Here is a 20,742-nt window from a genome sequence, read left to right on the forward strand (position 1 = left end):
CGACGGCGAGGCGTGCATCGTCCCCTGCGGCGCAGCCTGGGCGCATGGCGGTCAAGGATGCGGTGGGGCGGTTCGGCGAGGAGTACGCGGCGCGCCGGCTGGTCGAGCAGGGCTGGACCCTGCTGGACCGGAACTGGCGGTGCGAACACGGCGAGATCGATCTGGTGGGCCTCGACGGCGGCGCGCTCGTGGTCGTCGAGGTGAAGACGCGGCGGTCGGAAGCGTGCGGCGGGGCGCTCGAGGCGGTCACCCCGGCGAAGGTCGCGCGCCTGAGGCGGCTCGCCGGGGCGTGGCTCGAGGCGCAGCCGCGCGCGTTCCCGTCCGTGCGCATCGACGTGGCCGCCGTGACGCTGCCTCGGCGAGGGGATCCGAGCGTCGAGTTCGTCAGGGACGTCGGGTGATCGGCCGCGCGCGGTCGGTGGTGCTCGCGGGGCTCACCGGGCACATGATCGAGGTCGAGGCGCACGTCGCGCAGGGGCTGCCGTCCTTCACCATCGTGGGTCTGCCCGACACCGCTCTGTCGGAGGCGCGGGACCGGGTGCGCGCGGCGATCGTGTCCTCGGGCGTCGAGTGGCCGCGGCGCCGCGTCACCGTCAACCTGTCGCCGGCGTCGCTGCCCAAGTCGGGCTCCGCGACGGATCTCGCGATCGCCGTCGCCGTGATGGCGGGCGCCGGGGGCGTCGACCCGGTGCTGGCGCAGCGCCCGGTGCTGCTGGGGGAGTTGGGTCTCGATGGACGCGTGCGGCCGGTGCGGGGTGTGCTGCCGTCCGTGGCGGCGGCCGTCGGCGCCGGCCACACCCGCCTGGTCGTGCCGCACGGCAACGCCGCGGAGGCGAGCCTGGTCGCGGGGGCATCGATCCGGGCCGACGCGACGCTCGCCGACGTGCTCACCGCCCTCGGGGCTCGTGACGCGGTCCCCACGGCCACCGCCCCGGTGCCCGCGCCGCCCGCGGCGCCACGGGGCGCGGCGGTCGCCGCGGACCTGACCGAGGTGCGCGGCCAGTCCGAGGCGCGCCTCGCGCTCGAGGTGGCCGCGGCGGGCGGACACCACCTGCTCATGCTCGGGCCTCCCGGCGCCGGCAAGACCATGCTGGCGGAGCGGCTCCCGGGGATCCTTCCGGATCTGACCGAGGCCGAGGCGGTGACGGCGACGGCCATCCACTCGCTCGCCGGCACCCTGGATGCCGCCGAGGGCCTGCTGCGCCGGCCGCCGTTCGAATCGCCCCACCACACCGCGTCGGCGGCCGCGATCGTGGGCGGCGGCACGCGGCTCGCCAGGCCGGGCGCGGTATCGCTCGCCCACGGCGGCGTGCTCTTCCTGGACGAGGCCCCGGAGTTTCCGGCGCGCGTGCTCGAGACCCTGCGCCAGCCGCTCGAGCGCGGCGAGATCGTCCTGCACCGCGCGCACGGCGTCACGCGCTATCCGGCGCGCTTCCAGCTGGTGCTCGCCGCGAACCCGTGCCCGTGCGGCCGCTTCGTCGGGGACGGGGCGCGGTGCTCGTGCCGGCCCAATGAACGGCGGCGGTACCTGACACGCCTGTCGGGGCCGCTGCTCGACCGCATCGACCTGCAGGTGGGGCTCCTGCCGAGCGGGCGCGCCGACGCGCCGGGCGAGCCCTCCGCGACGGTCGCGGCGCGCGTCGCCGCCGCCCGCGCGCGGGCCCGGGCGCGGCTCGCGGAGCACGGCTGGAGCGCGAACGCCCAGGCCAGCGGCGTGTGGCTGCGCCGCACGACGGACCGGCGCGCGTGCGCCGCCCTGTGGGGCGCGATGGACCGCGGCGCCCTCACCGCGCGCGGAGCCGACCGGGCGCTGCGCGTCGCCTGGACCCTCGCGGACCTCGCGGGCGACGACGCGCCCACCGACGCCCACGTGGCCCAGGCGCTCGCGTTCCGGCAGGGGACGTGAGCGCGGTGCGCGGGGGAGGCGGCCGATGAACAGGGCGGCGCTGGTGTGGAGCGCGATCGCCGAGCCGCTGGACCGGGAGGCGGCATGGCTGGCGACCTCGCTGGGCCACCAGGACGCGCTGGCCTGGGCGCGCGAGGCGCGCGCGGATCCGGTGTCTGCCACCATGGCGCTCGCGCTCGACAAGGACAGGGCCGATGCCCTGCTCCGCGCGTCGCAACGGTGGGCCGCCCGCCTGGACGACGCCGATCCCGACCGCATGCTCGAGGCCGCGGCGCGCGTGGGGGCGACGGCGCTCACGAGCGACGACGAGGGGTGGCCTCGCGCCCTCGCCGACTGGGATGCCAAGGCCCCGCACGCGCTGTGGGTGCGGGGGCGGACGGACCTCGACGCGCTGTGGTCGCGGTCCCTTGCGATTGTGGGCGCCCGCGCGGCCACCGCCTACGGCGAGCACGTCGCGGCCGAGATCGCCGGGGCCGCGGTCGATTCCGGGCTCACCGTCCTCAGCGGGGGCGCGTACGGCATCGACGCGGCCGCGCACCGCGGGGCGCTGGCGTGCGGCGGGGCGACCGTCGCGGTGCTCGCCGGGGGAGTGGACCGGCTCTATCCCGCCGGAAACTCGTCGCTCCTCGCCGCGGTGATCGAGTCGGGCGCCGTCGTGAGCGAGCTGCCGCCCGGATACGCCCCGCATCGGTCGCGCTTCCTGTCCCGCAATCGCCTCATCGGCGCCGCGCGCGCGACCGTCGTCGTCGAGGCCGCCCCCGTGTCCGGCGCCCTCAACACGGCGCGCCACGCCGCCGAGTTGCACCGGCCGGTGGGCGCGGTGCCCGGTCCCATCACGGCAGCGTCCTCCCGGGGCTGCAACGAGCTGATCCGGGACTCCCTGGCGACCCTGCTGGCGGCTCCCGGCCAGGCGATCGCACTGGCGCTGCCGGTCGGAGAGGCGCTGGAGGCCGAGGCGGGAAGGGAGGCGGCACCGGCGGCGAAGGGCTCGGCGGGCATCGAATTCGGGAGCATGGCCGAGCGCGCCGCCTACGACGCGCTGGGCCCCAAGACGCGCGGCCTCGACGCGCTCGCGGCGACCGCGGGGCTGGCGCCGGCGGAGGCGCTCACCGCGCTCGGCGGACTGCTGGCGAGGGGCCTCGCGCGGCGCGACGGGGGCGGTTGGAGGCGGATCCCGCCTCGCCGCGCGGAGAATCTTTCGGATAACACCGGACAAACCAGGTGAAAGCGGTGCGGCGCATGTGACAAATGTGACTCATGGGGTTGATCACGAACCCGACGTAATGCCAGGGTTTTCGGTATGTCCCCCACATCGGCCGCCTCGGGCGAGCTGCTCACCTCCTTCGAGGGGTATCTGCGCCACCAGCGCGGCCTCTCGCAGCACACGGTGCGCGCCTACCTGGGTGACCTGCGGGCGCTCGCGGCGCACCTGGGAGTCGACAAGGGCGCCGCCTCGGGCCCGGACGCCACCACGGGCAGTGCAGCGCGCGCGGCACGGACGGACGCCGTCCTCGCGGCCGCGACCCTCGCGGACCTGCGCGGCTGGCTGGGATCCATGGCGGCGGCGGGACTGAGCCGCACGTCGCTCGCCCGCCGCGGAGCCTCGGTGCGCGCCTTCTACTCCTGGGCGGCGGACACCGGCCGGGTCGAGTCCGACCCCGCCGCACGGCTCGCGTCGGCCCGGGCTGCGACCACGCTCCCGACGGTGCTGTCCGCGGAGGACGCCGCGCGCCTGCTCGACGTGGCCCGCACGCGCGCCGACGACGGCGACCCGCTGCACCTGCGCGACTGGGCGGCTCTCGAACTCATCTACGCCTCGGGGCTGCGCGTGGGCGAGGTGGCGGCGCTGGACGTCACCCACCTCGACTTCGCGGACCGGCTCGTGCGCGTGCTGGGCAAGGGCGGCAAGGAGCGGATGGTGCCGTTCGGCGCGCCCGCGGCCCAGGCGCTCGACACATGGTTGGAGCGCGGCCGGCCCGCGCTCGTGGTGCCGACCACCGGCACCGCGCTGTTCCTGGGCGGACGCGGCCGGCGCGTCGACCCGCGCCAGCTTCGCGAGGCCGTCCACCGCGTGTGCCGGGCGGCCGAGGTCGAGGACGTCGCGCCGCACGCGCTGCGTCACTCGGCCGCGACCCATCTTCTTGCCGGTGGCTCCGACCTGCGGTCGGTGCAGGAAGTGCTCGGCCATGCGAGCCTCGCCACCACCCAGCGGTACACCCACGTGTCCGCGGAGCGCCTGCGCGCCGCGTACCACCTCGCTCATCCACGCGCCTAGAGGGAGACGCACCATGACCGAGATTACGACGATGACGTCCGCACCCGGTCCGGCGACGAGGCCGGTCCATACGCTGTCCCAGGTCGACATCTGGTGGCAGGAGATGGCGTTCACGGGCGCCGTCCGCACCCGCGCCCGCGAGGGTCTGATCACTCACTATGCACCCCTGGTGACCCAGGTCGCGTCCCGCATGATCGTCAAGCTGCCCGACAGCGTCGAGCTCGGGGACCTCGTCTCGTACGGGATGTTCGGGCTCATCGACGCCGTCGAGAAGTTCGAGTCGGGCCGCGGCATCAAGTTCGAGACGTACGCCGCGACGCGCATCCGGGGAGCGATCATCGACGAGCTGCGCGCCGCCGACTGGGTGCCGCGCTCGGTGAGGTCCAAGGCACGCACGCTGGAGCAGGCCGCCTCACGACTCGAGCAGCGGCTCCAGCGGCCGGTCACGGACGACGACGTGGCCGAGGACATCGGCTGGGAGGCCGGCGAGGTCCGCACGGTCCGCGCGCAGGTGGCCCTGTCGCACATCGCGGCGCTCGACTCGCTCCCGGGCGAGCCGGAGACGCAGCCCATCCCCACGCTCGCCGCGCTCGGTGCGACGGGGGGCTCCTCGCGGCTCGAGGCGCGCGAGCGCACCATGCTGCTCGCGGAGGCCGTCCAGCAGGTGCGCGACCGCGAGCAGGAGGTGCTCCGCCTGTACTACTTCGAGAACCTCACGCTCGCTCAGATCGGCCAGATCCTGGGCGTGACCGAGTCGCGGGTGTCCCAGATCCATTCGGCGGCGGTGAAGAAGCTGCGGGAGACGCTCGCGAGCACCGGCGCCTTCTGACGGCTCACTCCATCAGCACCACCGGGCCCAGGCCCGCGAGCAGGTCGAGCGGGTCGACGTAGGCCCCGTCGACTCGCACGCCCAGGTGGACGCACGCGGCGGGCGCGCAGTGGCTGCGTCCGCCGCCCACCGTGCCGATCTCCTCGCCCGCCGCGACGACGGTGCCCACCTCGACGCCCGGCTCGACCGGCTCGAGCGCGGTCCGCAGGCCGCCGCCGTGGTCGATCGCCACGACCTCGCGGTCGACGATCCACCCGGCCACGACCACCACCCCGGATGCGGGGGCGACCACCGGCTCGCCCTCGTCCGCGGGGATGTCGATGCCGCGGTGGCCCGCGCCCCACGGGCTCGGCGGGGCCAGGTACAGGCGGGCCGCCCGTGGGGTCGAGGTGGGCCAGTGCAACGCGGTGGGTGTGCCCTCGGGGGACGATGCGTGGGCAGGGTCGAGCGCCCCCGCGGGCGCGGCGAGCGCCGCGCCCGTCAGCAGCGCGGCCCCGACGGCCGCCGCGACGGCGCCGCGGGAGCGGACCGGAGCAAGGCCGGCGAGAGGGCGAAGAGGGGAGCGCACCCTCCGATCGTCGCGACCCCGGCTCAGGGCGGGCGGCGCGAGAGGGCTCGCCCGTGCATCGTCCCCGGGAACGGGGCCTGGGGACATCGGCCGCGACACGGGTCGTCGTCCCGCCCACCCCTCGGGTACCATTGACCCTGCATCCGGCATGCCCGGATGACATCGCGCATCATTCGCGCCCGTCAGGGCGCGCCGGGAGGGCGAGGTCCGAGCAATCGGTGCCCGACCGCGTTGATGCCAGGGATGCGAGCCGCCCGGCCCGCATCGTCAACCGAAAAGGCGCGTCAGCGCCGCCAAGAGAACACCACGCGCCGTGCGCGTGAGACAAGGAAGAACCATGGCCGTCGTGACCATGCGTCAGCTGCTCGACTCGGGCGTCCACTTCGGACACCAGACCAGCCGCTGGAACCCCAAGATGAAGCGCTTCATCTTCACCGAGCGCAACGGCATCTACATCATCGACCTGCAGCAGTCGCTGTCGAAGATCGACGCCGCCTACGAGTTCGTGCGTGACACCGTCGCCCACGGCGGCACCGTGCTGTTCGTCGGCACCAAGCGCCAGGCGCAGGAGCAGATCGCCGAGCAGGCCAAGCGCGTGGGCATGCCCTACGTCAACGAGCGCTGGCTGGGCGGCATGCTCACCAACTTCCAGACCGTGAGCAAGCGCGTCGCGCGCCTCAAGGAGCTCGAGGAGATCGACTTCGACGACGTCGCCGGCTCGGGCCGCACCAAGAAGGAGCTGCTGGGCCTCCGCCGCGAGATGGAGAAGCTCGACAAGACCCTGGGCGGCATCCGCGACATGGCCAAGGTGCCCTCGGTCGTCTGGATCGTCGACACCAACAAGGAGCACCTCGCCGTCGACGAGGCCGCGAAGCTGCAGATCCCCGTCGTGGGCATCCTCGACTCGAACTGCGACCCCGACCAGGTCGCCTACGGCATCCCGGGCAACGACGACGCCATCCGCTCGGTGGGCCTGCTCACCCGCGTGATCGCCGACGCCGTGGCCGAGGGCATCCGCCTGCGCCACGCCGGCAAGTCGGGCGAGACCGCCGCCGCCGGCGAGGAGCCCCTCGCCGAGTGGGAGCAGGAGCTGCTCGACGGCGCGAAGGCCGACGCTCCGGCCGCCGACGCCACCGATGTCCCCGCCGCTGAGACCGCCGAGGCGCCCGCGGAGGCGCCCGTCGCTGAGACCACCCCGGCCGAGGCGCCCGCCGAGGCGACCGAGGCCGCTGAGAAGTAAGGGAACCCCTATGGCGAACTACACCGCTGCCGACATCAAGGCGCTCCGCGAGCGCACGGGTGCGGGCATGCTCGACGTCAAGAAGGCGCTCGACGAGGCGAACGGCGACCTGGACAAGGCCGTCGACATCCTCCGCGTCAAGGGCCTCAAGGGCGTGACGAAGCGTGAGGGTCGCGCCGCGTCGGAGGGCCTCGTCCTCGCCTCCATCCAGGAGGTCGACGGCGGCCAGGCCGGCACGCTCATCGAGCTCAACTCGGAGACCGACTTCGTCGCGAAGAACGAGAAGTTCGTCGCCCTCGCCGAGCAGGTGCTCGCGGCCGTCGTGGCCGCCGGCGCCGCGACCATCGAGGAGGCCCTCGCGGCCGACCTGGGTGGCAAGCCCGTCAGCGAGGTCGTCAACGAGAACGCGGGCGTGCTGGGCGAGAAGATCGTCCTGCGTCGCGTCGCGCGCGTCGAGGCCCCGGTCGTCACCGAGTACCTCCACAAGACCAACAAGGACCTGCCCGCGCAGGTGGGCGTGCTCGTGGGCACGGACGCCGCCGCCGGCGAGGTCTCGCGCGACGTGGCGATGCACATCGCCGCGTACTCGCCCACCTTCCTCACCCGTGAGGACGTCCCCGCGGAGACCGTCGCCAACGAGCGTCGCGTCGCCGAGGAGACCGCGAAGGGCGAGGGCAAGCCCGAGGCCGCCCTGCCGAAGATCGTGGACGGCCGCATGAACGGCTTCTTCAAGGAGAACGTCCTGGTCGACCAGGCATTCGCCAAGGACCCCAAGACCACGGTCGGCAAGGTCGTCGCGAACACGGGAGGCGCCCTGGTCGCGTTCGCCCGTTTCCGCGTGGGAGCATAAGCACCACACCCCACATTCGAGCTAGGCGCGGCGCGCCGTCAGGAGGAACCCCGTGTCCGAGACCAGCAATCTGATCCCGGACGGGGAGCCCCAGGCGGCGCGCCGCGTTCTTCTCAAGCTCTCCGGCGAGATGTTCGGCGGAGGCAAGCTGGGCCTCGACCCGGAGATCGTCTCGCGCGTCGCGCGCGAGATCGCCGACGCGGTGCGTCAGGGCGTGCAGGTCTGCGTGGTCGTGGGCGGCGGCAACTTCTTCCGCGGCGCGCAGCTGTCCGAGTCCGGCATGGAGCGCGCCCGCGCCGACTACATGGGCATGCTCGGCACCGTCATGAACGCCCTCGCCCTCCAGGACTTCCTCGAGCAGGCCGGGCAGGCGACGCGCGTGCAGACCGCCATCACCATGGGTCAGGTCGCCGAGTCGTACATCCCGCTGCGCGCCATCCGCCACATGGAGAAGGGCCGCGTCGTGGTCTTCGGCGCCGGCGCCGGCATGCCGTACTTCTCCACCGACACCGTGTCCCTCCAGCGCGCGCTCGAGACGCGCTGCTCGGAGGTGCTCATGGGCAAGAACGGCGTCGACGCGATCTACACCGCGGACCCCCGCACCAACCCCGACGCGGAGCGCCTCGAGCACGTCACGTACGGCGACGCGCTGCAGCGCCGCCTGGCCGTCATGGACTCCGCGGCGTTCTCGCTCGCGATGGACAACGAGGTGCCCATGCGCGTGTTCGGGCTCGACACCCCTGGAAATGTGACTCGCGCCCTCCTGGGTGAGACAATCGGAACCCTGGTGACGGCCTGACGCCGCACCACGTGAAGGAGACAAGCGTGACTGAGATGATCCTCCTCGAGGCCGAGGAGAACATGGACAACGCGGTGGCCGTCGCGAAGGACAACTTCGCCGCCATCCGCACCGGACAGGCGTCGTCGGCGATGTTCGCCAACATCGCCGTGGACTACTACGGGGCACCCACCCCGCTGCAGCAGCTGGCATCGATCCAGGTGGTCGAGGCGCGCTCGGTGGTGATCTCGCCCTACGACGTGAGCGCGAAGAAGGAGATCGAGACCGCGCTGCGCAACTCGGACCTGGGCGTCAACCCCACGGACGACGGCAAGGTGCTCCGCGTCAACCTCCCGCAGCTGACGGAGGAGCGCCGCCGCGACTACGTCAAGCTCGCGAAGACGAAGGCCGAGGAGTCCCGCGTCACCATCCGCAACATGCGCCGCAAGGCCAAGGACGCGATCGACGCCTCCGTGAAGGACGGCGAGGTCGGCGAGGACGAGGGCACGCGCGCGGAGAAGGAGCTCGACGCGCTCACCAAGAAGCACGTGGACGCGATCGACGCGCTCCTCGCCCACAAGGAGAGCGAGCTGCTCGCGGTCTGATGGGCACGCTGACCGCGCGACGGGGCGTCTCATGAGGTGGGGGCGGCGTCGAGCCGCGGAGAACCACACCTCGACCGAGGCCCCCGTCGGCGGCTCGCCCTTCGCGCCCGTGAATCCGGCGCCCGCGCAGGCCGACCCGGCCGGCGCATCGTCCCCCGGGCCCGTCCCGGCCGGGCTGGAGCCGGGGGAGGACCCGGTCCTGCCCGGACCCGCCGACGCGCCGCAGCAGCGGCCCGCGACGGTCGCCCCCGTACCGGAGGCGGCCGAGCAGGTGGCCGCGGCCATCGCGGTCCGCGAGGACCACGCGGCCGGGGAGGACGATGCGGCGGATCCCGTCGATCCGTCCGTCCCGCCCGCGGACACGGTCCCCGCACCCCGCCCGCCGCGCGCCGGGCGCAACCTGTGGCTCGCCTTCGGCGTGGGCCTGGTGCTGGGCGTCGGCTCCCTGGCCGCCGCCTGGTGGCACCCGCTCGCGCTCGCCGCGCTGGTCTACGGCTTCTGCATCGCAGCGATCGTGGAGTGGCGCAGCGCGCTCGCGCGCATCGGGCTGCGCGTCCCGCTCGTGCCGGTCATCGCCGTCACGGTGGGCATGGCCATCGCGACGTGGTTCGCCCGCGCGGAGGGCCTCGTGGTGGCCGTCATCGTGGCGGCCGCCGGCATCGTCGCCTGGCGCATCGTCGACGAACGCGTCGAGAACACGCTCGCCGACTCGCTGGCGGGCATCTTCACGGTGGCCTGGATCCCGTTCCTGGGCTCCTTCGTCATGCTGCTCGAGATGGCCGAGGACGGTTGGCTGCGCGTCTTCATGGTGCTCGTCGCCGTGGTGCTCAACGACACGGGCGCGCTGTTCACCGGCATGCTCATGGGCCGGCGCAAGCTCGCGCCGCGCGTGAGCCCCAAGAAGACGTGGGAGGGCGCGATCGGCGGCGCGGTGCTGGGCACCGCGGGCGCCGCGGCCCTCGCGTACGTGGCGTTCGACGGACGCTGGTGGATCGGCGCCGCGGTGGGCGCCGCCTGCGTGGTCGCCGCCGTGCTGGGCGACCTCGCCGAGTCCGCGCTCAAGCGCGACATCGCGATCAAGGACATGTCGAGCGCCATCCCCGGGCATGGCGGCATCCTCGACCGGCTCGACTCCATCCTGCCCGCGGCGGCCGCCGCCTACGTGGTGTTCGCCCTGTTGATGGGAACCTCATGACCGCCACCGAGCACCCCCGCCTGCCCATGCTCGCCCCGCGCCGCGGCAAGCCGCCGCGCCACTTCGCGGACCTCGACGCCGTCGAGCGCAAGGACGCCCTCAAGCAGCTGGGCCAGCCCGGCTTCCGTGCCAAGCAGCTCGCGACGCACTACTACGACCACCTCACCGTCGATGCCGACGACATGACGGACCTGCCCGCCGCGGCGCGCGAGGACCTGGTCGCGGAGCTGTTCCCGCCGCTGCTGTCCCCGGTGACCCAGCTGGTCACGCCGGACGGCGAGACGGTGAAGACGCTCTTCACGCTGGTCGACGGCGCCAAGCTCGAGTGCGTCCTCATGAAGTACCCCGACCGCGCGACCCTGTGCGTCACCAGCCAGGCCGGCTGCGGCATGGCCTGCCCGTTCTGCGCGACCGGCCAGATGGGCCTCACCCGCAACCTGTCCGCCGCGGAGATCGTCGAGCAGGTGCGCCTCGCGGCCCGCGCCGCCCGCGACGGCTCCCTGGGCGGCGACCCCGTCCGCCTGTCGAACGTGGTGTTCATGGGCATGGGCGAGCCGCTGGCCAACTACAACGCGGTGATGACCGCGGTGCGGGCGCTCACCAGCCCCGCGCCCGAAGGCTTCGGGCTCTCGGCCCGCCACGTCACCGTCTCCACCGTGGGCCTCGTGACCGGCATCGACCGGCTGGCGGGGGAGGGCATCCCGGTGACGCTCGCGCTCAGCCTCCACGCGCCGGACGACGAGCTCCGCGACGAGATCGTCCCCATCAACGCCCGCTGGAAGGTCGACGAGGCGCTCGACGCCGCGCGGCGGTACTTCGACGCGACCGGCCGCCGCGTGAGCATCGAGTACGCGCTCATCCGCAATATCAACGACCACGCCCACCGCGCCGAGCTCCTCGCGAAGAAGCTCCGGGCGCGCGGCGACGGCTGGGTCCACGTCAACCCCATCCCGCTCAACCCGACCCCCGGCTCCAAGTGGACGGCCTCGGACCCCGCGGTGGAGCGCGAGTTCGTGCGCATCCTGCGGATGCACGGAATCCCCACCACCATCAGGGATACTCGGGGCAGCGACATCGATGGTGCCTGCGGCCAGCTTGCGATCAAGGAGAGATGATGACGGTCCTGTTCCCCAAGGTGAGCGCGGCGAAGCTGGGGTACCGGCCGGACCAGGTCGAGGCGTTCTTCGACCGCGCCCGTGCCGCGTACGAGCGCCCCACCGAGGGTGAGAGCCTCGCTGCGCTCGACGTGCGGCGCACCGCGTTCGACCTCAAGCACGGCGGCTACGAGACCGCCTCCGTCGACGCGGCGCTCGACCGCCTCGAGGTGGCCTTCGTGCAGCGCACCCGCGAGATGTACGTGCGCACCCACGGACAGGACGCCTGGATGCAGGACCTCGCCGAGCGCGCGCAGACCCTCTACCCGCGCCTGCGCCGCCCCGCCGGCGACCGCTTCGCCCACCCGGGCGGCCTGGGCAAGGGCTACTCGGTGGCCGACGTCGACGAGCTCCTGAGCCGCGTCACGTCCTTCTTCGACCGCGGCGCCCCGCTCACCGCGGAGGAGGTGCGCGCCACCACTTTCCGGCAGTCGCGCGGCTCCCGCGCCTACGACGAGGGCACCGTCGACGCTTTCCTGGCGCGCCTCGTCGACATCCTGCTCGGCGTGGGCGAGTGACCCGCACCGTCTCGCTGCTGGGTTCCACAGGGTCGATCGGCACCCAGGCCCTCGACATCCTGGCGGCCCACCCGGACCGCTTCGACGTGATCGCGCTGGCCGCCGGCGGCGGCCGCCCGGGCGACGTCATCGCGCAGGCCCGCGCGCATCGTCCGCGGTTCGTCGCCCTCGCGCGCGAGGACGCCGTCGCGGAGGTCGCCGCGGCCCTGCCCGGCGTGGAGGTCGCGGGAGGGGCCGATGCGGTGGTCGCCGCGGCGTCGATGGGCGCCGACGTGGTCCTCAACGGGGTCACCGGCTCCGTGGGCCTGCGGCCCACGCTCGCCGCGCTCGAGGCCGGCTCGACGCTCGCGCTGGCGAACAAGGAGTCGCTGGTCGCCGGCGGCGCGCTGGTGCGCGCCGCGCAGGTGCGGCCCGATCAGATCGTGCCCGTCGACTCCGAGCACTCGGCGCTCGCGCAGTGTCTGCGCGCCGGCGATGCAAGCGAGGTCGCTCGCTTGGTGGTGACGGCGTCGGGCGGAGCCTTCCGCGGCCGCAGCCGCGCGTCGCTCGAGAGCGTCACAGTGGCCGATGCGCTGGCCCACCCCAACTGGGACATGGGCCCGGTGGTGACCATCAACTCCGCGACCATGGTGAACAAGGCGCTCGAGGTGCTCGAGGCCCACCTGCTGTTCGACGTGCCGCTCGACCGCATCGAGGTGGTGGTCCACGCCCAGTCGATCGTGCACTCGATGGTCGAGTTCGTCGACGGCGCCACCATGGCGAAGGCGTCCCCGCCGGACATGCACCTGCCCATCGCGCTGGGCCTCAGCTGGCCCGAGCGCCTCCCCGACGTGGCACCCCGCCTCGACTGGACCACGGCCCAGACCTGGACCTTCGAGCCGCTCGACGAGGTCGCCTTCCCGGCGGTGAGGCTCATGCGCGAGGCGGCCGCAGCATCGTCCCTTCACCCGGCCGTGCTCAACGCCGCGAACGAGGAGTGCGTCCAGGCGTTCGTGGACGGCGCGCTCCCGTTCCTTGGGATCGTCGACACGGTGCGGCGCGTTGTGGAGTCATACAGCGCCCCCGGTGAGGTCACTCTCGACGCCGTCGACGAGGCCGAACGGTGGGCGCGCGAGCGCGCGCTCGCGGCGATCGCGGGAGGATAGGAGACATGGCGGAAGTCATCGGCTGGGGCGTCCTGGTGCTGGGACTGCTCGTCTCGATCGCGCTGCACGAGCTGGGGCATATGATCCCGGCCAAGCGCTTCGGGGTGCGGGTCAGCGAGTACTTCGTGGGCTTCGGGCCCACGCTGTGGTCGCGGCGCGGACGGGAGACCGAGTACGGCGTCAAGGCCATCCCGCTGGGCGGCTACGTCCGACTCGTGGGCATGATCCCGCCCGAGGACCGCGTCAAGCCCGTGCGCAGCACCGGCCGGCTCGCGCGGCTCATCGCGGACACCCGCGAGGCCTCCGTCGAGGAGATCCCCGAGGGCGAGGATCACCGGGCGTTCTACCACCTGACATGGTGGCGCAAGGTGATCGTCATGATGGGCGGGCCGCTGGTCAACCTGGTGCTCGCCGCGCTGATCTTCACCGGGGTGCTGTTCTTCGTCGGCACCCCCGGCAACCCGACCCTGACCGTCGCGCAGGTGACGGACTGCGTGCCCGCCGCCGGCGCCGCGGTCTGCACCGCCGGCGACCCGGCCTCGCCCGCCTCCCAGGCCGGGCTCGAGGCCGGCGACACCATCACCGCCGTCGACGGCACCCCCGTCGCCGAATGGACCGAGCTCACCACGTACGTGGCCGACCGTCCCGGCACGCCCATCACGCTGACCGTCGACCGCGACGGGGCCACCGAGACCCTCACGCTCACCCCGGCGCTGCGCGAGCGCGCGGTGTACGACGACGCGGGCGAGGTGGTCACGGACGCGTCCGGGGCGATCCTCACCGAGGAGGTCGGCTACATGGGCATCGCGCCCACGGCGGAGACCGTCCGTCAGGGCCTGGGCGCCGGCGTCGCCCTCACGGGCGAGTACCTCGCACGCACCGCCGAGGTGGTCGTCACCCTGCCCGAGCACGTCTACCACGTGGCCCGCGCCGCGGTGGGGCTCGAGGAGCGCTCGCAGGAGTCGATCATGGGCGTCGTGGGCGTGGGCCGCGTCACGGCCGAGATCTCCGCCGCGGACGTCGAGGGCTACGGGATCGGCGAGAAGGTCGCGGACATGCTCATGGTGCTGGGCGGCCTCAACCTCGCGCTGTTCGTGTTCAACATGATCCCGCTGGTGCCGCTCGACGGCGGCCACGTCGCCTCCGCGCTGTGGCAGGGGATCAAGAACGGCTGGGCCCGCGTGCGCGGCCTGCCGCGTCCCGCGCCCGTCGACGTCGCCCGCATGATGCCGCTCGCCTACGGCGTGTTCGGCCTGCTGCTCGTCATGGGCCTCATCCTCATCTACGCCGACATCGTCGCGCCCGTCAGCATCCTCTGACCGGCGCCCAAGGACCCTGGGAGATACTGGACTCGTGACCGCCATCGGACTCGGAATGCCCGCCATGCCCGCGCCTGTGCTCGCCGAGCGCCGCCCCACCCGCAAGATCAGGGTGGGCAGCGTCGAGGTGGGCGGCGACGCGCCCATCAGCGTGCAGTCGATGACGACGACGAAGACGCACGACGTGAACTCGACGCTCCAGCAGATCGCGGAGCTCACCGCGGCCGGCTGCGACATCGTGCGCGTCGCGTGCCCCACGCAGGACGACGCGGACGCGCTCGCCGCGATCGCGCGCAAGTCGCAGATCCCCGTCATCGCGGACATCCACTTCCAGCCCAAGTACGTCTTCGCCGCGATCGAGGCCGGCTGCGCCGCGGTGCGCGTCAACCCGGGCAACATCAAGCGCTTCGACGACCAGGTCAAGGAGATCGCGGCGGCGGCCAAGGACCACGGCACGTCCCTGCGCATTGGCGTCAACGCCGGCTCCCTCGACAAGCGGCTCCTGGAGAAGTACGGCAAGGCCACCCCGGAGGCGCTCGTCGAGTCCGCCGTGTGGGAGGCCAGCCTGTTCGAGGAGCACGGCTTCCACGACTTCAAGATCTCCGTCAAGCACAACGACCCCGTGGTCATGGTGCGGGCCTACGAGATGCTCTCCGAGCGCGGCGACTGGCCGCTCCACCTGGGCGTCACCGAGGCCGGCCCGGCGTTCCAGGGCACCATCAAGTCCGCCACCGCGTTCGGCGCGCTGCTGAGCCAGGGGATCGGCGACACCATCCGCGTGTCCCTGTCCGCGCCTCCCGTCGAGGAGGTCAAGGTGGGCATCCAGATCCTCCAGGCGCTCAACCTGCGCCCGCGCAAGCTCGAGATCGTGTCCTGCCCGTCCTGTGGACGCGCGCAGGTGGACGTCTACGAGCTCGCGGAGAAGGTCACGGCCGGGCTCGAGGGCATGGAGGTGCCGTTGCGCGTCGCCGTGATGGGCTGCGTGGTCAACGGGCCGGGTGAGGCCCGCGAGGCGGACCTGGGCGTGGCCTCCGGCAACGGCAAGGGACAGATCTTCGTCAAGGGCGAGGTCATCAAGACCGTGCCCGAGCGGGACATCGTCGAGACCCTCATCGAGGAGGCGATGAAGATCGCCGAGACGATGGAGCCCGAGGAAGGCGCGGCCCCGGTCGTGACCACCCCCTGACATGACCGACTCGCTGCTGCGGCGCGGCCAGCACACGCTGGCGCCGCTGCAGCGGCGCGACCTGGCCGGCGCGCTCGCGCTGGCGGGGGAGGACCCCGTCGCGAACGTGGTGCCGCTCATGCACCTCGAGATCGCGCGCGCCTCGGGCCTCATGCCGTCGTCCATGTGGGCGGTGCGCAGGCGCGTGGGCCTGCGGCACGAGTTGGTCGCGCTCGCCTGGAACGGCGCCAACCTGTGCCTGGTCGCACCCGCGGACGATTCCGAGGAGTCCGAGTCGCTGCGCGCGGACCTCGCGGCCTCCGCGGTCGCGCGCTTCACGCGGCCCGCGGCCATCGTGGGCCCCGCGCAGGTCACGCTCGACCTGTGGGGACGCGTCGAGCCGTGGTGGGGTCCCGCGCGGGAGGTCCGCGCCCGGCAGCTGTCCATGGCGATCTCCGGGGAGCCGGTCGAGACCGGCCCGGGGGACGATGCAGGCCTCGCCCTGGAGGGCGTGCGTCCGGCGGTCATGGGCGACTACCCGGTGCTCCTGCCCGCGTGCGTCCACATGTTCATCGGCGAGGTGGGCTACGACCCGCTGCGGCACGGCCGTGCCGCCTACGAGGAGCGGCTCAAGTTCCTGGTGCGGGCCGGACGCTCGTTCGTACAGTTGGGCACGATCGATGGGCGCCGCCAGGTGGCCTTCAAGGCCGAGGTGGGGGCCGTGGGCGGGGGAGCGGCGCAGCTTCAGGGCGTGTGGGTGCACCCGCGGCTGCGCGGGCGCGGGCTCGCCCGGGCCGGACTCGCCGAGGTGGTGCGCCAGGCGCGCGCCTCGATCGCGCCCACGGTGTCGCTGTACGTGAACGACTTCAACCCCGTGGCCATTCGGTCCTACGAGGCGGTGGGGTTCGAGCGCGTGGGGACCTTCGCGACCGTCATGTTCTAGGGGGTCGCCGCCGCCGCGCGCCTGGGCGGGGCCGATGCGAGTCGAGCCATCCTCAGGGCTTTCATGGGGTGTTCACCCTCCGTCCACCGTGTCGCCACCTTTCCGACACCTTGCGTCCGTAACCTCCGTGCCATGACCCACATCTGGGCGCACCGCGGTGCGCGCGTCGAGGCCCCCGAAAACACCCTGGCCGCCTTCGCCGCGGCGATCGACGCCGGTGCCGACGGCATCGAGCTCGACGTGCACCTCACGGCGGACGGGCGCCTGGTGGTCCACCACGACGAGACGGTGGTCCTGCCCACCGGGGAGCCGGCCCTCCTGCGCGACCTGCCGTACGAGGCGGTGCGCACCATCGACGTGGGCACGCCCGGGGCGGGAGTCCACCGCATCCCCACGCTCGACCAGGTGTTCGCCCTGCTCGCGCCCACGGATCTCACCCTCAACGTGGAGATCAAGGACGGCCTGGTGCGCTACCCGGGCATCGAGGGCGCGGTCCTCGCGGCCGAGCGCGGCTCCGGGATGGCCGAGCGCATCGTCTACTCGTCCTTCAACCACCACACGCTCGTCGCGCTGCGCCGGCTGCGCCGCGGCGTCGACATCGCGCCGCTGTACACGGAGGCGCTCGTCGAGCCGTGGCTGTACGCGCGCCGCCTAGGAGCGCGCGCGGTGCACCCCTTCCACCCGACGCTCGCCTTCCCGGGCACCTTCGAGGGGTTCGAGGAGAGCGGCATCGAGCTGCGTCCGTGGACGGTCAACGACCCCGCGGCGTGGCGCTCGCTCACCCTCGCCGGCGTCGACGCGATCATGACCGACGACCCGCGCGCCGCGGTGAAGGTGCGCGACGAGGTCCGCGCCGCGCGGCACGCCCGCGCCTGACCGCGCGCCCGATCACGAGCCGCCCCTGACGGCGGGCCCCCGGACGCCACCACGCGCCGGGTCCCGCCCGGCCCGCGTCTAGGCTGGGCACCATGCTTCGCATGTCAACGCTCTTCCTGCGCACCCTGCGCGAGGACCCCGCCGACGCCGAGGTCGCGTCGCACAAGCTGCTCGTCCGTGCCGGCTACATCCGCCGCGCCGCCCCCGGCATCTACACCTGGCTGCCGCTGGGACTTAAGGTGCTCGCCAAGGTGGAGCGCGTCGTCCGCGAGGAGATGGACGCCGCGGGCGGCCAGGAGGTCCACTTCCCGGCGCTGCTGCCCCGCGAGCCCTACGAGGCGACCGGCCGCTGGACCGAGTTCGGCCCCGGCATGTTCCGCCTCCAGGATCGCAACGGCGGCGACTACCTGCTCGCCCCCACGCACGAGGAGATGTTCACCCTTCTGGTCAAGGACCTGTACAGCAGCTACAAGGACCTGCCGCTGACCATCTACCAGATCCAGACCAAGTATCGCGACGAGGCCCGTCCCCGCGCCGGCCTGCTGCGCGGGCGCGAGTTCGTCATGAAGGACTCGTACTCGTTCGACGTCACCGACGAGGGCCTGGACGCGAGCTACCAGGCCCAGCGCGACGCCTACGTGCGCATCTTCGAGCGCCTGGGCCTCGAGTACGTCATCGTCTCCGCCATGGCGGGCGCGATGGGCGGCTCGAAGTCGGAGGAGTTCCTGTCGCCCACGCCCATCGGCGAGGACACCTACGTCCGCTCGCCCGGGGGCTATGCCGCGAACGTCGAGGCCGTCACCACCCCGGTGCCGGAGGCGATCGACTTCGCCGACGCGCCCGCGGCCCACGTCGAGGACACCCCCGACACGCCCACCATCGCGACGCTGGTCGACTTCGCCAACGCCCACCACCCGCGCGCCGACCGCGCCTGGACCGCGGCGGACACCCTCAAGAACGTGGTCCTCGCCGCGACCAACCCGGCGGGGGAGCGCGGCCTCCTGGTCGTGGGCCTCCCCGGCGACCGCGAGGTGGACCTCGCGCGCCTCGAGGCCGCCATGGCGCCGGCCACGGTCGAGCCTGCGACCGACGAGGACCTCGCGACGCACCCCGAGCTGGTCAAGGGGTACATCGGCCCCGGCGTGCTGGGCCCGCAGGCCCGCCCCGCGGACGTCGCCTTCCTGTCCGAGGACGACGCGACGATCCCGTACCTGCTCGACCCGCGCATCGTCCCCGGGACCCGGTGGATCACCGGCGCGAACGCGCCCGGTCGGCACGTCTTCGACCTGGTCGCCGGCCGCGACTTCGTGGGCGACGGCACCATCGAGGCCGCCGAGGTGCGCGCCGGCGACCCCGCTCCCGACGGCTCGGGCCCGCTCGAACTCGCGCGCGGCGTGGAGATCGGCCACATCTTCCAGCTGGGCCGCAAGTACGCCGAGGCGCTCGACCTGCGCGTCCTCGACGTCAACGGCAAGCAGCAGGTGGTCACCATGGGCTCGTACGGCATCGGCGTCACCCGCTGCCTCGCGCTGCTCGCGGAGAACCACCACGACGAGCTGGGCCTGCGCTGGCCCGTCCAGGTCGCGCCGTACCAGGTGCACGTGGTCGCCACCGGCAAGGACGCGGCCGTCTTCGAGGCCGCCGAGCGCCTGGCCACGGACCTCGAGGCCGCCGGCATCGAGGTCTGCTACGACGACCGCCCCAAGGTCTCGCCCGGCGTGAAGTTCAAGGACGCCGAGCTGATCGGCGCGCCGTTCATCCTGGTCGCCGGCCGCGGCCTCGCGGACGGCCAGGTGGAGCTCAAGGTGCGTGCCAAGGGCACGTCCGAGCAGCTCCCGGTGGACGATGCTGCGGCCACCGTGGCCGCGCGCGTCCGGCAGTCGCTGGCCGGCTAGGAGCCGGCGCGCCGCGCGAGGCTGGGAGCGGGCGCGCGGCGCGCGGCTATGCGCCGGCAAGGCCGGGCAGGGCGGGCACCTCGGAGGTGCCGCCCGCCCGGTCGGCCGCGCGTCCCGCGGCCTCGACCGCGGCGGCGAGGAGCCAGTCGACGTCCTCGGAAGCCGCCTCGATCGCGAGGCGCGTGTACGCGTCGCCCAGGTCGCGCTCGAGCCCGGCCGCGTAGGCCGCGCGGGCCTCCGCGTCGGTCAGCGCGTCGGCGGGGACGTCGTAGAGCTGTGCGCGCAGGCCCGTCTCGCCGGCGGCCGCCGCAAGCGCGTCGCCGCGGTCGCGGTGGAGCGCCTGAGAGGCGAGCGCATCCTGGCGCTCGTCCTCCTCGGCGGCCGCGGCGATCGCCTCGTACGCGAAGGCCAGGGCGTAGTGGGCGCGCGCCAACTCGGCCAGGGTCGTGCCGGGCACGGCGGTGTCCGCGTTCGGGACCGGCTCCCCGCCCGGGCCGGTCAGACCCGCCGCGTCGAGCGCCAGGGCGTGCCCGAGCGCGATCGACCTCAGCAGCGCGGCGAGCGACGCGTCGTCCGTCTCCAGGGCGGCGTCCAGGGCCCCCTGGGTGGCGGCGAGCACCGCCTCCGCGAGGGCCGCGCTCGGCACCTCGGGCGTCGAGTCCGGGTACTCGACGTAGATCCCGCCCAGCGCCGCGAGCCGCTCGGGCGCGGTGGCGGACTCGAGCTCCGCGAGGGTCCCCGTGGCCGCCGCGGCGGCGTCGATCACGGCCTGCTCCCGCAGGGCCGCGGCGTCGCGGACCTGCACCTCGGGGGAGGGCGTGCGCAGCGGGATGGGCGGGGTCTCGAGGCGCAGCGAGCAGCCCGTCGCGCCGCCCGCGAGCAGCGCCGCGACGGCCATGAGGGCGGCGGGGCGGCGCAGGCGGGTCACGGCGGTCATCATGACATGCCCCAGGTCGGGGCCTAGAATGACTCCGGACCAAATGAAGCAACGGAGCGCGCACGGCGCGCGGGAGGCGAACTCATGGAGCTGTCGAGCCGCATCACGGAGATCGCCGCACCCGCGGCCCAGGAGGCCGGGCTCGTGCTCGAGGGAGTCGAGGTGAGCGCGGCAGGCAAGCGCTCGCGCGTCGTCGTCACCCTCGACCTGCCCGAGACCGAGGTGGGGTCCGCGGACCTCGACCGCGTCGCGGAGGCCTCGCGGGCCATCGGCGCCGCGCTCGACGAGGCGGACGTGCCGTCCACGCCGTACGTGCTCGAGGTGACCACGCCCGGCACCGACCGCCCGCTCACCGAGCGCCGCCACTTCCTGCGCGCCCGCACCCGCCTGGTCGAACTCACGCTCGCCGACGGCCCCCTCGAGGGCCGCCTCCTGGACGTGGTGGACGATGCGCTGGTGGTCGCGGTGGACGGGCAGGAGCGGCGGGTGCCGCTCGCCGACGTGGCCTCGGGCCGCATCCTGGTCGAGATGAAGAGGGACTGAC

21 protein-coding genes are annotated in these 20,742 nt (G+C 73.6%); 19 read left to right on the plus strand and 2 right to left on the minus strand.

Going from position 1 to position 20,742, the window contains the following annotated elements; translation table 11 throughout:
• Nucleotides 1-44 precede the first annotated feature (44 nt).
• The 5 genes from AOM03_RS12925 to AOM03_RS00510 all read left to right on the plus strand — a co-directional run bounded on the left by AOM03_RS12925 (nt 45) and on the right by AOM03_RS00510 (nt 5,010).
• Complete coding sequence (locus AOM03_RS12925; RefSeq protein ID WP_062377215.1) at nt 45-401, plus strand: YraN family protein; 357 nt, start codon at nt 45-47, stop codon at nt 399-401.
• Entirely contained in the window at nt 398-1,906 is a 1,509-nt protein-coding gene (locus AOM03_RS00495) for a YifB family Mg chelatase-like AAA ATPase (protein ID WP_227589825.1), read from the plus strand. The genes AOM03_RS12925 and AOM03_RS00495 overlap by 4 nt, the downstream gene beginning before the upstream one ends.
• Nucleotides 1,907-1,931: 25 nt before the next feature.
• Nucleotides 1,932-3,131: a DNA-processing protein DprA gene (gene dprA, locus AOM03_RS00500; protein WP_062377216.1), complete on the plus strand. Its 1,200-nt coding sequence runs from the start codon at nt 1,932-1,934 to the stop codon at nt 3,129-3,131.
• A gap of 75 nt (nt 3,132-3,206) precedes the next feature.
• Entirely contained in the window at nt 3,207-4,181 is a 975-nt protein-coding gene (locus tag AOM03_RS00505; RefSeq protein ID WP_062377217.1) for a tyrosine recombinase XerC, read from the plus strand.
• Nucleotides 4,182-4,194: 13 nt separating this feature from the next.
• Nucleotides 4,195-5,010 carry a FliA/WhiG family RNA polymerase sigma factor gene (locus AOM03_RS00510; RefSeq protein ID WP_162197250.1) on the plus strand — a complete coding sequence of 272 codons (816 nt, stop codon included), beginning with the start codon at nt 4,195-4,197 and terminating at the stop codon, nt 5,008-5,010.
• Nucleotides 5,011-5,014: 4 nt separating this feature from the next.
• Here AOM03_RS00510 and AOM03_RS00515 read toward each other — a convergent pair whose 3' ends face one another.
• Nucleotides 5,015-5,578 (minus strand): murein hydrolase activator EnvC family protein, encoded by a 564-nt coding sequence (locus AOM03_RS00515; RefSeq protein WP_062377219.1) that lies wholly within the window; start codon nt 5,576-5,578, stop codon nt 5,015-5,017.
• 337 nt (nt 5,579-5,915) lie between these two features.
• Between AOM03_RS00515 and rpsB the strand changes: the two genes are divergently transcribed.
• The 13 genes from rpsB to AOM03_RS00580 all read left to right on the plus strand — a co-directional run bounded on the left by rpsB (nt 5,916) and on the right by AOM03_RS00580 (nt 19,261).
• Nucleotides 5,916-6,818: a 30S ribosomal protein S2 gene (gene rpsB, locus AOM03_RS00520; RefSeq protein WP_062377220.1), complete on the plus strand. Its 903-nt coding sequence runs from the start codon at nt 5,916-5,918 to the stop codon at nt 6,816-6,818.
• Between the two features lie 10 nt (nt 6,819-6,828).
• The gene (tsf, locus tag AOM03_RS00525) at nt 6,829-7,668 is read left to right on the plus strand and encodes a translation elongation factor Ts (protein ID WP_062377221.1); all 840 of its coding nucleotides are present in this window, start codon (nt 6,829-6,831) and stop codon (nt 7,666-7,668) included.
• A gap of 52 nt (nt 7,669-7,720) precedes the next feature.
• Complete coding sequence (gene pyrH / locus AOM03_RS00530) at nt 7,721-8,467, plus strand: UMP kinase (protein ID WP_062377222.1); 747 nt, start codon at nt 7,721-7,723, stop codon at nt 8,465-8,467.
• Nucleotides 8,468-8,493: 26 nt separating this feature from the next.
• Nucleotides 8,494-9,051, plus strand: a complete 558-nt coding sequence (gene frr, locus AOM03_RS00535; protein WP_062377224.1) for a ribosome recycling factor — start codon at nt 8,494-8,496, stop codon at nt 9,049-9,051.
• 31 nt (nt 9,052-9,082) lie between these two features.
• Nucleotides 9,083-10,246 (plus strand): phosphatidate cytidylyltransferase, encoded by a 1,164-nt coding sequence (locus AOM03_RS00540; protein ID WP_062377226.1) that lies wholly within the window; start codon nt 9,083-9,085, stop codon nt 10,244-10,246.
• Nucleotides 10,243-11,361, plus strand: a complete 1,119-nt coding sequence (gene rlmN, locus AOM03_RS00545) for a dual-specificity RNA methyltransferase RlmN (protein WP_062377228.1) — start codon at nt 10,243-10,245, stop codon at nt 11,359-11,361. The genes AOM03_RS00540 and rlmN overlap by 4 nt, the downstream gene beginning before the upstream one ends.
• Complete coding sequence (locus AOM03_RS00550) at nt 11,361-11,918, plus strand: DivIVA domain-containing protein (RefSeq protein WP_062377230.1); 558 nt, start codon at nt 11,361-11,363, stop codon at nt 11,916-11,918. The genes rlmN and AOM03_RS00550 overlap by 1 nt, the downstream gene beginning before the upstream one ends.
• Complete coding sequence (dxr, locus tag AOM03_RS00555) at nt 11,915-13,063, plus strand: 1-deoxy-D-xylulose-5-phosphate reductoisomerase (protein ID WP_062377232.1); 1,149 nt, start codon at nt 11,915-11,917, stop codon at nt 13,061-13,063. The genes AOM03_RS00550 and dxr overlap by 4 nt, the downstream gene beginning before the upstream one ends.
• A gap of 5 nt (nt 13,064-13,068) precedes the next feature.
• The gene (locus AOM03_RS00560; RefSeq protein ID WP_062377234.1) at nt 13,069-14,382 is read left to right on the plus strand and encodes a M50 family metallopeptidase; all 1,314 of its coding nucleotides are present in this window, start codon (nt 13,069-13,071) and stop codon (nt 14,380-14,382) included.
• A gap of 34 nt (nt 14,383-14,416) precedes the next feature.
• A complete protein-coding gene (ispG, locus tag AOM03_RS00565; protein ID WP_227589826.1) occupies nt 14,417-15,568 on the plus strand; it encodes a flavodoxin-dependent (E)-4-hydroxy-3-methylbut-2-enyl-diphosphate synthase in 1,152 nt (383 codons plus the stop codon).
• Between the two features lies 1 nt (nt 15,569).
• Nucleotides 15,570-16,490 (plus strand): GNAT family N-acetyltransferase, encoded by a 921-nt coding sequence (locus AOM03_RS00570; RefSeq protein WP_062377236.1) that lies wholly within the window; start codon nt 15,570-15,572, stop codon nt 16,488-16,490.
• 132 nt (nt 16,491-16,622) lie between these two features.
• The gene (locus tag AOM03_RS00575) at nt 16,623-17,366 is read left to right on the plus strand and encodes a glycerophosphodiester phosphodiesterase family protein (RefSeq protein ID WP_062377238.1); all 744 of its coding nucleotides are present in this window, start codon (nt 16,623-16,625) and stop codon (nt 17,364-17,366) included.
• A 101-nt stretch (nt 17,367-17,467) separates the two neighbouring features.
• Nucleotides 17,468-19,261 (plus strand): proline--tRNA ligase, encoded by a 1,794-nt coding sequence (locus tag AOM03_RS00580; RefSeq protein WP_062379043.1) that lies wholly within the window; start codon nt 17,468-17,470, stop codon nt 19,259-19,261.
• Nucleotides 19,262-19,307: 46 nt separating this feature from the next.
• Here the strand turns inward: AOM03_RS00580 and AOM03_RS00585 are convergent, their stop codons facing one another.
• Nucleotides 19,308-20,198 carry a DUF4439 domain-containing protein gene (locus AOM03_RS00585; RefSeq protein WP_227589828.1) on the minus strand — a complete coding sequence of 297 codons (891 nt, stop codon included), beginning with the start codon at nt 20,196-20,198 and terminating at the stop codon, nt 19,308-19,310.
• An 84-nt stretch (nt 20,199-20,282) separates the two neighbouring features.
• On the opposite strand from AOM03_RS00585, the gene rimP reads away from it, so the two are divergent.
• Nucleotides 20,283-20,741 carry a ribosome maturation factor RimP gene (gene rimP / locus AOM03_RS00590; protein ID WP_062377242.1) on the plus strand — a complete coding sequence of 153 codons (459 nt, stop codon included), beginning with the start codon at nt 20,283-20,285 and terminating at the stop codon, nt 20,739-20,741.
• The last annotated feature ends 1 nt before the right edge of the window (nt 20,742 follow it).

This window comes from Demequina pelophila (assembly GCF_000971175.1).
GTDB lineage: Bacteria > Actinomycetota > Actinomycetes > Actinomycetales > Demequinaceae > Demequina > Demequina pelophila.

Coding starts and splice junctions, on each gene's coding strand:
- AOM03_RS12925 (WP_062377215.1), top strand. CDS start 45: ATGGCGGTCAAGGATGCGGTGGGGCGGTTCGGCGAGGAGTACGCGGCG.
- AOM03_RS00585 (WP_227589828.1), bottom strand. CDS start 20,198: ATGACCGCCGTGACCCGCCTGCGCCGCCCCGCCGCCCTCATGGCCGTC.
- AOM03_RS00550 (WP_062377230.1), top strand. CDS start 11,361: ATGACGGTCCTGTTCCCCAAGGTGAGCGCGGCGAAGCTGGGGTACCGG.
- rlmN (WP_062377228.1), top strand. CDS start 10,243: ATGACCGCCACCGAGCACCCCCGCCTGCCCATGCTCGCCCCGCGCCGC.
- rpsB (WP_062377220.1), top strand. CDS start 5,916: ATGGCCGTCGTGACCATGCGTCAGCTGCTCGACTCGGGCGTCCACTTC.
- AOM03_RS00575 (WP_062377238.1), top strand. CDS start 16,623: ATGACCCACATCTGGGCGCACCGCGGTGCGCGCGTCGAGGCCCCCGAA.
- AOM03_RS00540 (WP_062377226.1), top strand. CDS start 9,083: ATGAGGTGGGGGCGGCGTCGAGCCGCGGAGAACCACACCTCGACCGAG.
- rimP (WP_062377242.1), top strand. CDS start 20,283: ATGGAGCTGTCGAGCCGCATCACGGAGATCGCCGCACCCGCGGCCCAG.
- AOM03_RS00505 (WP_062377217.1), top strand. CDS start 3,207: ATGTCCCCCACATCGGCCGCCTCGGGCGAGCTGCTCACCTCCTTCGAG.
- AOM03_RS00580 (WP_062379043.1), top strand. CDS start 17,468: ATGTCAACGCTCTTCCTGCGCACCCTGCGCGAGGACCCCGCCGACGCC.
- AOM03_RS00570 (WP_062377236.1), top strand. CDS start 15,570: ATGACCGACTCGCTGCTGCGGCGCGGCCAGCACACGCTGGCGCCGCTG.
- dprA (WP_062377216.1), top strand. CDS start 1,932: ATGAACAGGGCGGCGCTGGTGTGGAGCGCGATCGCCGAGCCGCTGGAC.
- AOM03_RS00510 (WP_162197250.1), top strand. CDS start 4,195: ATGACCGAGATTACGACGATGACGTCCGCACCCGGTCCGGCGACGAGG.
- AOM03_RS00560 (WP_062377234.1), top strand. CDS start 13,069: ATGGCGGAAGTCATCGGCTGGGGCGTCCTGGTGCTGGGACTGCTCGTC.
- tsf (WP_062377221.1), top strand. CDS start 6,829: ATGGCGAACTACACCGCTGCCGACATCAAGGCGCTCCGCGAGCGCACG.